Raw genomic sequence first — 14,814 nt, 5'->3', positions numbered from 1 at the left:
CTTACTCCACCCGCGTCACCGCGTTGGGTTTGAAGCCCAGGTCTGCCGCCTTGCCCTTGCGGCCGCGCGCGGCACGGGCGTTGTTCAGGCTGCGAATCTCCAGCGTCTCATCGCGCACCTTGCCGCCCCGGCCAATGCCATCGAGGCGAATGCTGCGCGTGTAGGCTGCAGCGCCTGCGAGCTGGTCTTTGTCTTCCAGGTCGATCAGCATCAGGCCCCGGCCGCCGTTGGCCATGGTTTTCAGCTCGGTGATCTCGAACGTGAGGATGCGCCCGCCCGTGGAGGCACAGGCCACGTGCGTAGCAGGCAGCACCGGCTTGCTGCCCGTGGTGCCCGCCGCGTGCGAAGGCACACACACGGCTTCACCCTCGCCCAGCGTGAGGAAGGCCTTGCCGCCCTTCTGGCGCGAGACCATGTTCTCGACCGCCGCCAGAAAGCCGTAGCCGCCCGAGTTGGATAACAGCAGCGTGGCGTTGGCGGGCCCCGCAAAGTAGTGCAGCAGCTGCGTGCCCGCTTCCAGTTCGATGAGCGTGGTCACGGGCTGGCCATCGCCACGCGCGCCGGGCAGCAGCGACACGGCCACCGAATACACGCGGCCGTTGCTGCCAAAGGCCAGCAGGGTATCGACCGTGCGGCACTCGAACGTGCCATACAGCCCGTCGCCCGCCTTGAAGGCAAAACTGGAGGCCTCGTGCCCGTGGCCGGTGCGTGCACGCACCCAGCCTTTTTCCGAAACAACCACCGTGACGGGCTCGTCCACCACCTTCACTTCGGCCACGGCCTTCTTCTCGGCCTGGATGAGTGTGCGGCGCGCGTCGGCAAAGGTCTTGGCATCCTGCTCGATCTCCTTGACCATGGTGCGGCGCAGCGAGCCGGGGTTGTTCAGGATGTCTTCGAGCTTGCCCTGGCTTTCGCGCAGTTCTTTCAGCTCCTGCTCGATCTTGATCGCTTCAAGCCGCGCGAGCTGGCGCAGGCGGATTTCAAGGATGTCCTCGGCCTGCCGGTCGCTGAGGTTGAAGCGCGCGATCAGCGCCGCCTTGGGCTCGTCGGCCTGGCGGATGATGGCAATCACCTCATCGATGTTGAGCAGGACAATCTGCCGCCCTTCGAGGATGTGAATGCGCTCCAGCACCTTGTTCAAACGGTGCTGCGTGCGGCGGGTGATGGTGGTCTGGCGGAAGGCAATCCACTCCTCCAGCATCTGCCGCAGGGATTTTTTGGGTGGGTCGGCCATCGAGCCCCACCATCGTGAGGTTGATGGGGGCAGAGGATTCGAGGCTGGTGTGGGCCAGCAGCGCGGTGATCAGTTCCTGCTGCGGGGTCTTGCCCGTCTTGGGCTCGAACACCAAACGCACGGGGGCGTCTTTGCTCGACTCGTCACGCACCACGTCCAGCACGGCCAGCATGCTGGCCTTCAGTTGCGTCTGGTCCTGGCTCAGGGTCTTCTTGCCCGCCTTCACCTTGGGGTTGGTGATTTCCTCGATCTCTTCGAGCACCTTTTGCGTGCTCACGCCGGGTGGCAACTCGTTGACCACCAGCTGCCACTGGCCACGCGCCATGTCTTCGATCTTCCAGCGCGCGCGCACCTTAAGGCTGCCCCGGCCCGTGCGGTAGGCATCGGCAATGTCGGAGGCAGCACTGATGATCTGGCCGCCACCGGGGTAGTCCGGTCCGGGCACGATGGCCAGCAGTTCTTCCTGGCTGAGCGACGGCGTCTTGATGAGCGCAACGCAGGCGTCGGCAATTTCGCGCAGGTTGTGGCTCGGGATTTCGGTGGCCAGGCCCACGGCAATGCCGCTGGCGCCATTGAGCAGCGCGAACGGCAGGCGTGCGGGCAGCTGGCGCGGCTCCTCGGTGCTGCCGTCGTAGTTGGGCATGAAATCCACTGTGCCTTCGTCGATCTCATCCAGCAGCAGGCTGGTGATGCGTGACAGGCGGGCCTCGGTGTAGCGCATGGCCGCTGCGCCGTCGCCGTCGCGGCTGCCGAAGTTGCCTTGGCCGTCGATCAGCGGGTAGCGCTGGGCAAAGTCCTGCGCCATGCGCACCAGCGCGTCGTAGGCCGACTGGTCGCCGTGCGGGTGGAAGCGGCCCAGCACATCACCCACCACACGGGCGCTCTTGACCGGCTTGGCCGCCGCGCTGCGCGTGGGGCCGCTGTAGCCCAGGCCCATGCGGTCCATCGAATACAGAATGCGCCGCTGCACAGGCTTGAGGCCGTCGCACACATCGGGCAGCGCACGGCCCTTGACGACCGACAGCGCGTACTCCAGGTAGGCGCGCTGGGCGTAGCCGGCCAGGCCCAGGGAGTCGCCCCCGTCGTCGCCTGCGGTGGTGAAATCGAGAGTGGGTTGGTCGCTCATTCGTTGGATACAGTTTCTGGGTTCACGTTCTGGGGGGCGCTGCGGGTCTGCGCCACGCGGGTGGGCGGCAGGTTGCCCCGGTTCTGCGCGCCACCCGAAAGCTCCATGCGCACGCGGCCCGGCACGGCGCGTTGCGCCAGCACCGGGGCTGGGGGCTTGAGCTGGGCATACAGGCCCAGCACCGTGCGCACATAGTTCTGCGTTTCCTTGAAGGCCGGAATCTGGTTGCCCGCGCGCTGCACGGCGCCTTCGCCAGCGTTGTAGGCGGCAACAGCCAGGTCCATGCGGCCTGGAAACAGGTCCAGCAGGTGGCGCAGGTAGCGCGTGCCGGTGGGCACGTTCACGGCCGGGTCGGCCAGCTTTTGCTCCACCGTGCGTTTTGCGTCCGTGCTCACGCCAAACCGGTTGGCCGTGGCGGGCATCACCTGCATCAGGCCCACAGCGCCCTTGGGCGACACGGCGGTGGCGTCAAAACCGGACTCGGTCGCGATCACAGCCTGCAGCAATTCGTAGTCCACGCCATGTTTGCTGGACGCAGCACGCAGGTGGTGTTTGACCCGCTTGTAGTCGGGCGCGATGTCAAAAAAAGCCAGCAGGCGCGCACCCGCTGCAGGCAGCGCGTAGGGCATGGGCGACGCATTGGCGGGCACATCCCGGGTCGAGTCAAAGTCATTGCCACGAAAAAACAGCTGGTAGCGCGCATCGATCTGCTCGGCGGCAAAGTGCGTCACGCCGCGCTCGTCCACGTGCGCCCACAGGTCCGCATGGGCCACTTGCTGCACAAAACATAGCAACATACCCAATACAGACAAGCGCAGGGCACTGTTTTTAAGGGGATTTTTCATCACAAACACCGGGTGGAGCGTGTCGATGCGGTCAGATATCGATCTCGACCGCATCGCCATGCAGCTCCATCAGCTCGCGGCGCGCGGCGGCTTCGCCCTTGCCCATGAGCTTGGTGATGAGGCCTTCGGTGGCGGCAAAGTCCATGTCGCCCAGTTGCACGGGCAGCAGGCGGCGGGTGTCGGGGTTGAGCGTGGTTTCCCACAGCTGCTCGGCGTTCATCTCGCCCAGGCCTTTGAAGCGGCTGATCTGGCACTTCTCTTTCGGCACGCCGTCCTTGGCGCACTTGTCGAGGATGGCAGTCAGTTCGCCATCGTCCAGCGCATACATCTTGGCGGCGGGCTTCTTGCCGCGCGCGGGTACATCCACGCGGAACAGCGGCGGGCGCGCCACGTAGATGTGACCGGTTTCGATGAGCTTGGGGAAGTGGCGGAAGAACAGCGTGAGCAGCAGCACCTGGATGTGCGAGCCGTCCACGTCGGCATCCGACAGGATGCAGACCTTGCCGTAGCGCAGGCCGCTCAAATCCGGCGTGTCGTTGGGGCCGTGCGGGTCCACGCCAATCGCCACCGAAATGTCGTGGATTTCGTTGTTGGCAAACAGGCGGTCGCGCTCGACCTCCCAGGTGTTGAGCACCTTGCCGCGCAGCGGCAGGATGGCCTGGCTTTCCTTGTCGCGGCCCATCTTGGCGCTGCCGCCAGCCGAGTCGCCCTCGACCAGGAAAACTTCGTTGTGGGCGATGTCCTTGCTTTCGCAGTCGGTGAGCTTGCCGGGCAACACGGCCACGCCCGAGCCCTTGCGTTTTTCAACCTTCTGGCCCGCCTTCTGGCGGGTTTGCGCGGCCTTGATGGCCAGCTCGGCGAGCTTCTTACCGTATTCGACATGCTGGTTGAGCCAGAGTTCGAGCGCGGGGCGCACAAAGCCGCTGACCAGGCGCACCGCGTCGCGCGAGTTCAGGCGCTCCTTGATCTGGCCCTGGAACTGCGGGTCGAGCACCTTGGCACTGAGCACATAGCTGGCGCGCGCAAACACGTCCTCGGGCAGCAGCTTCACGCCCTTGGGCAACAGGCTGTGCAGCTCGATGAAGCTCTTGACGGCATTGAACAGGCCGTCGCGCAGGCCACTTTCGTGGGTGCCGCCCGCGCTGGTGGGAATCAAATTGACGTAGCTCTCGCGCACGGGCTGGCCGTCTTCGGTGAAGGCCACACACCAGGATGCGCCCTCGCCTTCGGCAAAACTTTCGTTGTTGCGGTCGGCAAAACCCTCGCCTTCAAACAGCGGGATCACCGGGTCGCCGTTGAGCGTCTGCATCAGGTAGTCGCGCAGGCCGCCTTTGTACTGCCAGGTTTGCGTGTCGCGGGTTTTCTCGTTGACGAGCTGCACCGTCACGCCGGGCATCAGCACGGCCTTGCTGCGCAACAGGTGGGTGAGCTCGCCCATGGGCAACGCGCTCGACTCGAAATACTTGGCATCAGGCCATACGCGCACCGACGTGCCCTGCTTGCGCTCGCCCGCCTCCAGCGGCCGGGCCACCAGGGGTTCAATCACATCCCCGGCCGAAAACACCAGGCGCGCCGCCTTGCCTTCGCGGTAGCTCGTCGCCTCCAGCCGCGTCGCCAGGGCGTTGGTCACACTCACGCCCACGCCGTGCAGGCCGCCTGAGAAGCTGTAGGCGCCGCCCTTGCCCTTATCGAACTTGCCGCCCGCGTGCAGGCGGGTGAACACCAGTTCGATCACCGGGGCGTTTTCCTCGGGGTGCATGCCGAAGGGAATACCCCGCCCATCGTCTTCGACACTCACCGAGCCATCGGCATGCAGCGTGACGCGGATCTTTTTGCCGTGGCCAGCCAGCGCCTCATCGGCGGCGTTGTCCAGCACTTCCTGAATGATGTGCAGCGGGTTGTCGGTGCGGGTGTACATGCCCGGGCGTTGCTTGACGGGCTCCAGGCCCTTGAGCACACGGATCGAGCCTTCGGAATATTCACTGGCGGACACGGGGGACGGTTTGGCAGACATGGGGCGGATTGTAGTGCGGCAGCGCAGCAATAGCTGGATATAAAACCAGTCTTCCAGCAGGCTCGCAAAGCCTGACCCTGCTTGCAACTGTATTGGTCACCGGTGTATCAGCGCGTTTCGCCCAATCTCGCTACATTCCTGCGCATGCATATGAATCCTCCCAAACTGTCCATGTTCCAGGTGCTCGCCTGTGGCGCGGCCATCGTGACACTGTCGATGGGCATCCGCCACGGGTTCGGGCTGTGGCTCTTGCCCATCACCCAGGAAATGGGCTGGACGCGCCAGTCATTCGCGCTGGCGATTGCGATCCAGAACCTGTCCTGGGGCCTGATCGGGATTTTTGCCGGCATGGTGGCCGACCGGTTTGGCGCCTTCCGTGTGCTCATGGGCGGTGCCGTGCTGTACGGCCTGGGCTTGGCGGGCATGGCGCTGTCGCCCACGCCCACCCTGTTTGCACTGACTGCTGGCGTGCTCATCGGCGCAGCGCAGGCTGGCACGACCTATGCGGTGATCTATGGCGTGCTGGGGCGGCAGATTGCGCCAGAGCGCCGCTCATGGGCCATGGGCGTGGCCGCTGCGGCAGGCTCGTTCGGGCAGTTCCTCATGGTGCCGGTGGAAGGCTGGCTGATCGCAGGCCTGGGCTGGCAACAGGCGCTGCTGGCGCTGTCGCTGATGGTGCTGCTGATCGTGCCCCTGGCTTTTGGCCTGCGCGAGCCCAGCTTTGCCGGAGCCGCCCCGGTCAAACGCGAGCAGACCATCGTGCAGGCGCTGGGCGAGGCCTTCCGCTATCCCAGCTTCAACCTGCTGATGGCGGGCTACTTCGTCTGCGGCTTCCAGGTGGTCTTCATTGGGGTCCACATGCCCAGCTACCTCAAGGACCACGGCCTGTCGCCCCAGGTGGCCAGCTATGCGCTGGCGCTGATCGGCCTCTTCAATGTGCTGGGCACCTACGTGGCCGGCACCCTGGGCCAGCGCATGCCCAAGCGGTTCATCCTGGCCTTCATTTACTTCGCGCGCGCGGCGGTGATCACTGTGTTCCTGCTCGTGCCGCTGTCGCCGCTGTCGGTGTATGTGTTCTCGGCGGTCATGGGCACGCTGTGGTTGTCCACCATTCCACCCACCAACGCCACCATTGCGCAGATCTTTGGCGTGCAGCATCTGTCGATGCTGGGCGGCTTTGTGTTCTTCAGCCACCAGATCGGCAGCTTCCTGGGCGTGTGGCTGGGCGGCTACCTGTATGACGTTACGGGCAGCTACGATATCGTCTGGTACATCGCCATTGGGCTTGGGGTGTTCGCCGGCCTGGTGAACCTGCCGGTCCGGGAGAGCCCCATCCAGCGCGGCGCGGCCCAACCCGCCTGAACCCGGCAACGCCATCCAGACACCACCATGCCGACCGCCAGCACATCTCCCACGCCGCTCGGCCGGAGCGTGCCGTGGGCTTGGCGCTGGCTGGCCTGGACGGTTGCCGTGCTGCTGTGCCTCGCGGTGTTTGGCATGTACACGGTGCCGGACTTCATGGTGATGCTGGCCGACCAGATGTGGGCTTGCTTCTGAGCCTGCACCTCAAAATTTCAACTATTTTTGGCCTCCAGCGCTTATCCATAAAGCGCTATTAGCTATATTTTTTGTAGCAAAACACAATGCACGGTAACGAAGCCGCTTCCGACTGGGTTCGCCGATGGTCCCATTTGATCGCGCCGGGCAGCACTGCGCTCGACGTGGCCTGCGGCGCAGGGCGCCACCTGCGTTGGTTGCGCGGCTTGGGCCACCCCGTGGTCGGGGTCGACCGTTCTGCCGAGGCCCTGGCCGCCTGCGAGGGGCTGGGGGAGCTGGTGCTGGCCGACATCGAGAAGGGCCCATGGCCCTTTGCAGGCCGTCAGTTTGGTGCAGTGGTGGTCACCAACTACCTGTGGCGGCCCCTGCTGGCCACCATGGTGGAGAGCGTGGCACCGGGCGGCGTGCTGATCTACGAAACCTTCGCCCACGGCAACGACACCGTGGGCCGCCCGGCCCGGCCCGAATTTCTTCTGCAGCCCGGGGAACTGCTAACCGCCTGCACCGGACTGCGCACCGTGGCCTATGAAGACGGCTTCCAACAAAACCCCGACCGTTTCGTGCAACGCATCACGGCCGTGCGGGAACTCCCACAGTCTGGTGGACCCTCACGACATCTTTTGCCCATGTGGGCTAGTTAGAATGCCCTTTTACCGTTTACCACTGCGGACATGACCTCTTCTTCCGTCGCCCTCACCGGCAGCATCGTCGCCCTCGTCACTCCCATGCACGAGGACGGCAGCGTGGACTACCCGGCCCTGCGCAAACTGATCGACTGGCACATTGCCGAAGGCACCGACTGCATCGGCGTGGTGGGCACCACGGGCGAATCGCCGACCGTCAACGTCGAAGAGCATTGCGAAATCATCCGCGTGGCCGTGGAGCAGTCTGCCAAGCGTGTGCCCATCATGGCCGGCTGCGGAGCCAACTCCACCGCTGAAGCCATCGAGCTGGCCAAGTTCGCGCGTGGCGTGGGGGCCGACAGCCAGTTGCAAGTGGTGCCGTACTACAACAAGCCCACGCAAGAGGGCCAGTTCCAGCATTTCAAGGCGATTGCCGAAGCCACGGGCGACCTGCCTGTCGTGCTGTACAACGTGCCCGGCCGCTCGGTGGCCGATATGCAGCACGACACCGTGCTGCGCTTGGCCCAGGTGCCCGGCATCATAGGCATCAAGGAAGCCACCGGCAACATCGAGCGCGCCCAGTGGCTCATCCGCGATGTGCCCAAAGGCTTTGGTGTGTACTCGGGCGACGACCCGACCGCCGTGGCGCTCATGCTGTGCGGCGGCCATGGCAACATCAGCGTGACGGCCAATGTGGCGCCCCGCCTCATGCACGAGCTGTGCGTGGCCGCATTGGCTGGCAATGTCCAGCGTGCCATGCAGATCCAGTTCCAGCTCATGCCCGTGCACAAGAACCTGTTTGTCGAAGCCAACCCCATCCCGGTCAAATGGGCCGTGGCCCGCATGGGCCTGTGTGGTGGCACCATGCGCCTGCCCATGACGCCGCTGACCACCAGCAACGAGGCTGTGGTCGAATCTGCGCTGCGCAACAGCGGCCTGATCTAATCCGGGCTGCGCCCGCTCCCCGAGACACTCTCCAAGGATTTCCGCGTGAAAGCTGCTACCACCCGCCTGAGCCTGCTGACCCTTGCCATGGCCCTGTCCGCCTGTGCCGCCCTGGAGGGCGACAAGATCGACTACAAGAGCGCCACCAAAGGCTCGACCCTGGAAGTCCCACCAGACCTGACCCAGCTGTCGCGCGATTCGCGCTACAACGTCCCTGGCGGCGCTGTCTCGGCTGCCGCCATGCAGGCCGGCCAGGCCGCGCAGCCATCGGGCACTGCCAACGCCGCCGCCCTGCAACTGGGCGACGTCCGCATTGAGCGCGATGGCAACCAGCGCTGGCTGGTGGTCAATCGCCCGGCCGACAAGCTCTGGGAGCCCGTGCGCGACTTCTGGCAAGAAAGCGGTTTCAACCTGGCCCAGGCAGAGCCCAACGTGGGCATCATGGAAACCGATTGGGCTGAAAATCGCGCCAAACTGCCACAGGACTTCATCCGCTCAACCCTGGGCAAGCTGCTGGACTCGCTGTACTCCACCGGTGAGCGCGACAAGTTCCGCACCCGCCTGGAGCGCAACGCCAATGGCGGCACCGAGGTCTACATCACCCATCGCGGGATGATCGAGGTCTACGGCACAACCACCAAGGACAACACGGTGTGGCAGCCCCGCCCCTCCGACCCCGAGCTGGAAACCGAATTCCTGCGCCGCCTGATGGTCAAGCTGGGTGTGAGCCAGGAGCAGTCGAAGGCGGTGGCCGCAGCTCCCGCACCACGTGCTCAATCTGCCCGCATGGCCACGGTGGACAACAAGCCCGTGGTCCAGCTCGACGAGGGTTTTGACCGCGCATGGCGCCGCATCGGCCTGGCCCTGGACCGCACAGGCTTCACGGTGGAAGACCGCAATCGCAATGAAGGTACCTACTTTGTGCGCTATGTGGCCCCCAATGCCGAAAAGAAGGACCCAGGATTCTTCGGCAAACTCTTCAGCTCGTCCAACGCCACGCCTCCACTGAAATACCGCATCGTGGTGCGCAGCCAGGGCGAGTCCACCACGGTGTCGGTGCTCAATGAGGCTGGCGTCCCCGAGTCGTCAGCCAATGCCGAGCGCATCGTGCGCGTGATTGCCGACGATCTGAAATAAGCACCCCCGGCGCGCGCCACCTCCATTGCCCCGGCCGCCTGCCCGTGGAGCGGGGGTACGCTGCACGGGAAGCGCTTTCGACCACGACATGCTGCGCTTCAAAAACCTGGGCAGCGGTAGCACGGGCAACGCCACAGTGGTGGAAGGCAGCAGCGGCCCGCAGGTCCGCCGCCTGCTCATTGATTGTGGATTCGGCATCCGGCAACTGCAGGCCCGCCTGGCGCAAGCGCAACTGCAGCTGGAAGACCTGGATGCCGTATTCATCACCCACGAACACTCGGACCACATCGGCTGTGCGCTGGCCGTGGCGGTGCGCCACCGTATTCCGGTGTGGATGAGCCAAGGCACCTACGCTGCCCTGGGCGCGCCCAACTTTGATGGCATGCTGCGCATCGCGCACGACATGCAGGCCCTGGACCTGGGCACCTTCAGCGCCCTGCCCTTCACCGTGCCACACGATGCCCGCGAACCGCTGCAGCTGCGCTGCTCGGACGGTGCAACCCACCTGGGTGTACTGACCGACCTGGGCCACGCCAGTGACCATGTTTTGCAGCAATTGCAGGGCTGCCATGCGCTCATGATTGAAGCCAACCACGACCCCGCAATGCTCGAAGCGTCCCGATACCCGGCCTTTCTGAAGCGCCGCGTCGGAGGACCGTATGGGCACCTGGCCAATTTGGCGACAGCCGACATCCTGCGCGCCGTGCGGCACCCTGGTCTGCAGCGTGTGGTGGCCGCCCACCTGAGCGCGCAGAACAATGCCCCCGCCCTCGCCCAACAGGCACTGGGTCTTGCGCTGGAGTGGCCCGCCGACGAAATCACCGTCGCCAGCCCAACGATGGGAACACCCTGGCTTTCAGTTGCAGGATGAAGTGACCCTGGCCACGTCGCAAACGACCAACCCCAGGGAAGGAAGGCACCGCCAAAAAGAAAAAGCCCCGACCTTGCGATGCGGGGCTTTCGGGGCGATAGCGGGTCTTGCAACCCGCTGTGGCCTGCAGCGAATTACTTGGCTGCGGAAGCGCCAGTAGCAGCGGTGGCAGCAGCGTCAGCAGCAGCCTTGGCAGCGTCAGCAGCGGGTGCGGCAGCAGCCGAAGCAGCGTCGGAAGCAGCAGGAGCGGCTTCAGAAGCGGCAGGAGCTGGTGCGGGTGCTGGAGCTGGGGCTTCCACGGCAGCAGGTGCTGGCGCTGGAGCTGGCTCTTCCTTCTTGCCACAAGCGGCGAGTGCTGCAGCAGCGATCAGGGCGGCCAGAACGAGAGAGTTCTTCATTTCGATTTTCCTAGTTGGACAGACAGAATCTTGAAAAGCCACGGCGTCAGGCTTTTTGGAAGCCCCGGTACGCTTTGGCACAATGCGCTTGGCTTGCACCTTTTTGGCGCAGCCGCCGATTATATTGGTATTTAGTCAATACAGACTAACACTGACGAAACCTTTACACCCGATTGACAAGGCACAAAGCGTGCATTTTGCTCACAACCCCAGCGTGGATGCGGGAAAACCGGGCGTGCTTTTGCTGCGCACCCACTCCTTGAGGGTCTCGCCCAGCAGCACCCGCCGGTCCGGCTCGTTGCCGGTAACACCTACACACCGCTCCGGGTCCAGCCGCTGCATCACCCACTGCGGCGACCAGAACGCGCTGGGAATATCCAAGGGATCGGCGGTCGGGCTGCGGCGGCAATTGATGATGTGGTCCCAGGTGCCCCGCCAGCGTACAAACCGCGCATGCCGGCGAATCACGTCGTCGTAGCTGCACGCCAGCATGGTGAACCGCCGGCTCCCATGGGCCCAATCTTGGAGGGCCTCGACCACGCCACGTTCACCCAGGGGCCAGTCATGAAAATTCGCATCGCTGATCAGAATTTCCTTCCAGCCATCCCGGGCGGCGGTAGCAATCGCATCGCGCACCATCTGCTGAAACGCCTCTCTGCCACTGAAACGCCCTGAAGGCAGATCAGGCAGCGAATTCGGGGGAGTGGAAGCCTCGGTCATGGCGATGTCTCCTTGGGTGCGACAGTCTATTCAGCCCAGACATGGGCCCAGCCCGCATCACACCAGGACGACAGCAGCTCCAGCGCATCGTCACTGGCGCGCGCCAGTTCGCGGGCGCTCAACCGGCGTTCGTCGGCCAGCCGGCGCATCAGCGTCGCATCGCGGCCTGCAGCGCGGTAGCTCTCGCCATTGATGAATACATGGTGCGTGTCGTACATCATGCGGCTGCGGCGATCCAGGCGTACACCTTCGAGCATCACACCCGCGTCCCCTGGCTGGAACCACACGCTGGGCTTGGGCTCGGTCAGATATTCACCGAGCGCGCGCTCCAGCACCAGGGGCTGCGCCAGCGCGCGGGCCAGTGCATCGCGCGCAAAATCCTGCAACCCCGCGGGAATGGCGGCGGGCTGAGGCACAGCCTCCTGCTGCGCGTCTCGGTACAACAAGGGGCTGCCCTCATCGGCAGCATCCTCCGCCAGGCGCACCAGCAGTTCTTGCGCAAGCTCAGCACGGGCCGGGGCCCTGAAACCGATCGAATAGGTCATGCATTCGCCCTCGGCGATGCCGTCATGTGCATAGCGCGGTGGCAGGTACAGCATGTCGCCAGGCTCCAGCACAAACTCCTCTTCCGGCTCGAACTGCGCCAACACCTTGAGCGGAATGCCGTCACGCAGCGTGAGATCCTTCTGGCGGCCAATGCGCCAGCGCCGCCGGCCGTGGGCCTGCAACAGAAAGACGTCGTAACTGTCGAAATGCGGGCCCACCCCCCCGCCAGGGGACGCATAGCTGATCATGAGGTCATCAAGCCGCGCTTCCGGCACAAACCTGAACTGCTGCATCAGCGCGTGTACTGCATCATTGTGCAGGTCCACCCCTTGCACCAGCAAGGTCCAGTCTGGCTGCTGGAGTGCAGGCAGGGCACGCCGCTGGAAAGGGCCGTGGCGCAGCTTCCACGCACCTTTGGCCAATTGAACAAGGCGGGACTCCACCCCCTCTTGGGCGGCCAGCGCGAAAAGCTCGGACCGCAGCACTGGGGGCGTGAACTGGGGAATAGCCTGGCGCACCAGCAAAGGCTTCTTCTGCCAATGGCGGCGCATGAATTGCGCAGGGGTCAGACCACCGAGTAGGGAAAGGGGTTGCTGGATATCCATGGGCACAGGTCTACCCCTTTGCGGGGCCATTGGTCAAACTGCGACAATTCTCCTATGGAAATTACCCAACAATGTGTGGTCGCACTGACCTGGACGCTGAAAGACACCCTGGGCGAAGAACTGGACGTTCTCGATGACCCTGTGGAGTTTCTGGTGGGGGGCGACGATCTGCTGCCCCGCATCGAGGAAGCCCTGCAAGGCCACAGCCCCGGGGCCACGCTGGCACTCCACCTGGAGCCCGAAGACGCCTTCGGCGACTTCAATGATCAATTGCTGTTCCTGGAACCGCGTGCCCTGTTTCCCGCAGAGATCGAAGAGGGCATGACGTTTGACGGCGCCGCTTTGCCGCAAGGCTGCAACCCCGATGCTCCCCGCACCGGGCTCTACACGGTGACCGAGATCTATCCTGAACATGTAGTTCTGGACGGCAACCATCCGTTGGCGGGCATTGCGCTGCGTTTGCAGTTGACCGTGCAGGCCGTGCGTGAAGCCACTGAAGAAGAGATTGGCCGTGGCACCGCCGGTACCGGTTTCTTTCGGGTTCAGCCCCAGGCTCCTGGCAACAACCTGCTCCACTGAACCACGTTGACGGTCAGTCCTGAACGACTCAGGACTCCCGCGCAATCTGCCGGTTCATCAAAGGCGAGAAATCTGGCCGTTGTAGAGGCGCACACGATCACCCATGCGCAGATCCCCAGGGCTGCTCACGTCGTAGACGCGGTAGCCCCCGTGATCGAGTTGTACCGACAGGCGATAACCCTGTACTTCCTGGCTGTTGTTGCGGCCCTCGATGGCATTGCCTGCGACGGCTCCCCCAACAATGCCTACGCCTGTCGCTGCGGCGCGGCCTGAGCCCTTGCCAATCTGGTTGCCCAGCACACCCCCGACCACGGCTCCGATCACAGCTCCTGCACCAGAGGTTTGGCCTTGCGAGCGCCCCTGCAGCACTTCAATATTGGAAACCCGACCATATTCCGTGCCTGCCGGGCTGTTCGGGTAGGCTGGCGCGGTCTGGTAGCCACCCGAGTAGCCACCCGAATATTGCGGCGGAGGAGCCGACCGGTTATGACCGCAAGCGGCCAAGGAGCCCATGAGGACGACAGCACCGGCAATGGCGAAGGAACGGGTAAATTGCAGCATTTTCAAACTCCTAAAGTCAGGGGGCTGGCGCATGGCGCTCTGAGAACTCAGACTCGGTGCGCATGCCTTGATTGGAACAACGCGCGAGCACCCCATACCGTAGACGCGGAGGCTACGAGTTGGTCAGTAACAGACTCTTCCAAAGGTAAGCGCCGTCTTACAACCACGCCCACGGCCCGCTGGCTGCTCGTTTTTCAGCCTTTTCCGGTAGATCCGTAGCCGCCCTCACCACGCTCCGTCGCTGCAAACTCCGTCACCACATTGAACTGTGCCTGCACCACCGGGACGATCACCAACTGGGCCAGCCGCTCCATCGGCTCCAGGGTGAATGCAGTGCCGCTGCGGTTCCAGGCGCTCACCATGAGCTGCCCCTGGTAGTCGCTGTCGATCAACCCCACGAGATTGCCCAGCACGATGCCATGCTTGTGGCCCAAGCCCGAGCGTGGCAGGATCAGCGCGGCATACCCGGGGTCCTTGAGGTACACGGCAATCCCCGTGGGCACCAGCTGCCAACCATTGGGCTGCAATGTCAGCGGAGCATCGAGGCAGGCCCGCAGGTCCAGGCCAGCACTACCGGGCGTGGCATAAGTTGGCAACTGGTCCGCCATGCGCGGATCCAAAATCTTCACATCAATCTTCACAGCTATTTTTTCTTTCCTGTTTTGCGCTGCTGGGTCACTTGCCGCAGCCGCTCCTGCAAGGGAGCCACGCCTGGCGTGGCGCCGGAGCCTGCGGATGATAGGGCTTTGGGCGCGGCCTCCATCAGCCAGCCGAGCCCCCACCAAATAGCCCCCATGACCACCAGCCCCGGCAAAGAGCCCTGGCTGAACACAAACAGCGCAACGGCATGCAGTGCAATCAGCACCAACAGCACGACGCGCACCGTCCGCAGCACTCCGAACAAAGGCATGAGAACCTGGGCAAGGTCCGGCGGAACAGCCGGAGACATCGGGCGCACACCACCTGCAGCCGCCGGCTTAGATGCCGTGGTGGAGCCAGGGGATGGTGCCTGCGCGCTCCTGGCGGGAGCTGACGCGCTCAGCCGCTCCACAT

General features: G+C 64.2%; 15 protein-coding genes and 1 pseudogene. 7 read left to right on the top strand and 9 right to left on the bottom strand.

Annotated elements, in window-relative coordinates:
- Position 1: 1 nt before the first annotated feature.
- The 3 genes and pseudogenes from parC to ARADN35_RS0116415 form a co-directional block, all read right to left on the bottom strand.
- Positions 2–2,360: pseudogene (parC, locus tag ARADN35_RS26495) on the bottom strand (DNA topoisomerase IV subunit A).
- Positions 2,357–3,205: a lytic transglycosylase domain-containing protein gene (locus ARADN35_RS0116420; protein ID WP_035198204.1), complete on the bottom strand. Its 849-nt coding sequence runs from the start codon at positions 3,203–3,205 to the stop codon at positions 2,357–2,359. Before ARADN35_RS0116420 ends, parC begins: the two are co-directional and overlap by 4 nt.
- A gap of 31 nt (positions 3,206–3,236) precedes the next feature.
- Positions 3,237–5,219 (bottom strand): DNA topoisomerase IV subunit B, encoded by a 1,983-nt coding sequence (locus tag ARADN35_RS0116415; protein ID WP_010464019.1) that lies wholly within the window; start codon positions 5,217–5,219, stop codon positions 3,237–3,239.
- A gap of 144 nt (positions 5,220–5,363) precedes the next feature.
- Between ARADN35_RS0116415 and ARADN35_RS0116410 the strand changes: the two genes are divergently transcribed.
- The 6 genes from ARADN35_RS0116410 to ARADN35_RS0116385 all read left to right on the top strand — a co-directional run bounded on the left by ARADN35_RS0116410 (position 5,364) and on the right by ARADN35_RS0116385 (position 10,352).
- Positions 5,364–6,581 (top strand): MFS transporter, encoded by a 1,218-nt coding sequence (locus ARADN35_RS0116410; protein ID WP_010464018.1) that lies wholly within the window; start codon positions 5,364–5,366, stop codon positions 6,579–6,581.
- Positions 6,582–6,608: 27 nt separating this feature from the next.
- On the top strand, positions 6,609–6,776 hold the full coding sequence (locus ARADN35_RS28285) for a hypothetical protein (protein ID WP_010464017.1): 168 nt from the start codon (positions 6,609–6,611) through the stop codon (positions 6,774–6,776).
- A gap of 86 nt (positions 6,777–6,862) precedes the next feature.
- Positions 6,863–7,417 (top strand): class I SAM-dependent methyltransferase, encoded by a 555-nt coding sequence (locus tag ARADN35_RS0116400; protein ID WP_029414092.1) that lies wholly within the window; start codon positions 6,863–6,865, stop codon positions 7,415–7,417.
- 30 nt (positions 7,418–7,447) lie between these two features.
- Positions 7,448–8,344 (top strand): 4-hydroxy-tetrahydrodipicolinate synthase, encoded by an 897-nt coding sequence (gene dapA, locus ARADN35_RS0116395; protein ID WP_010464015.1) that lies wholly within the window; start codon positions 7,448–7,450, stop codon positions 8,342–8,344.
- A 45-nt stretch (positions 8,345–8,389) separates the two neighbouring features.
- Positions 8,390–9,481 carry an outer membrane protein assembly factor BamC gene (bamC, locus tag ARADN35_RS0116390; RefSeq protein WP_010464014.1) on the top strand — a complete coding sequence of 364 codons (1,092 nt, stop codon included), beginning with the start codon at positions 8,390–8,392 and terminating at the stop codon, positions 9,479–9,481.
- 88 nt (positions 9,482–9,569) lie between these two features.
- Entirely contained in the window at positions 9,570–10,352 is a 783-nt protein-coding gene (locus ARADN35_RS0116385; protein WP_010464013.1) for an MBL fold metallo-hydrolase, read from the top strand.
- 134 nt (positions 10,353–10,486) lie between these two features.
- Here ARADN35_RS0116385 and ARADN35_RS27420 read toward each other — a convergent pair whose 3' ends face one another.
- The 3 genes from ARADN35_RS27420 to ARADN35_RS0116375 form a co-directional block, all read right to left on the bottom strand.
- Entirely contained in the window at positions 10,487–10,750 is a 264-nt protein-coding gene (locus tag ARADN35_RS27420; protein ID WP_081474651.1) for a hypothetical protein, read from the bottom strand.
- A gap of 201 nt (positions 10,751–10,951) precedes the next feature.
- Positions 10,952–11,470, bottom strand: coding sequence for a hypothetical protein (locus tag ARADN35_RS0116380; RefSeq protein ID WP_010464012.1), 519 nt, complete (start codon positions 11,468–11,470; stop codon positions 10,952–10,954).
- Between the two features lie 26 nt (positions 11,471–11,496).
- Positions 11,497–12,621, bottom strand: coding sequence for a cupin domain-containing protein (locus tag ARADN35_RS0116375; RefSeq protein ID WP_029414091.1), 1,125 nt, complete (start codon positions 12,619–12,621; stop codon positions 11,497–11,499).
- A 54-nt stretch (positions 12,622–12,675) separates the two neighbouring features.
- Here ARADN35_RS0116375 and ARADN35_RS0116370 point away from each other — a divergent pair, with 54 nt between their 5' ends.
- Entirely contained in the window at positions 12,676–13,200 is a 525-nt protein-coding gene (locus ARADN35_RS0116370) for an FKBP-type peptidyl-prolyl cis-trans isomerase (RefSeq protein WP_010464010.1), read from the top strand.
- A 57-nt stretch (positions 13,201–13,257) separates the two neighbouring features.
- Here the strand turns inward: ARADN35_RS0116370 and ARADN35_RS0116365 are convergent, their stop codons facing one another.
- The 3 genes from ARADN35_RS0116365 to ARADN35_RS0116355 all read right to left on the bottom strand — a co-directional run bounded on the left by ARADN35_RS0116365 (position 13,258) and on the right by ARADN35_RS0116355 (position 14,671).
- Complete coding sequence (locus ARADN35_RS0116365) at positions 13,258–13,761, bottom strand: outer membrane lipoprotein (RefSeq protein WP_029414090.1); 504 nt, start codon at positions 13,759–13,761, stop codon at positions 13,258–13,260.
- A gap of 194 nt (positions 13,762–13,955) precedes the next feature.
- Entirely contained in the window at positions 13,956–14,402 is a 447-nt protein-coding gene (gene dut / locus ARADN35_RS0116360; protein WP_010464008.1) for a dUTP diphosphatase, read from the bottom strand.
- A 2-nt stretch (positions 14,403–14,404) separates the two neighbouring features.
- Complete coding sequence (locus tag ARADN35_RS0116355) at positions 14,405–14,671, bottom strand: hypothetical protein (protein ID WP_010464007.1); 267 nt, start codon at positions 14,669–14,671, stop codon at positions 14,405–14,407.
- Positions 14,672–14,814 lie beyond the last annotated feature (143 nt).

It is taken from the genome of Acidovorax radicis N35 (assembly GCF_000204195.1).
In the GTDB taxonomy this organism is placed as follows: Bacteria; Pseudomonadota; Gammaproteobacteria; order Burkholderiales; family Burkholderiaceae_C; genus Acidovorax; species Acidovorax radicis.
Note: the sequence above shows the minus strand (reverse complement) of the source record. Positions and strands in the feature narration are given on the sequence as shown.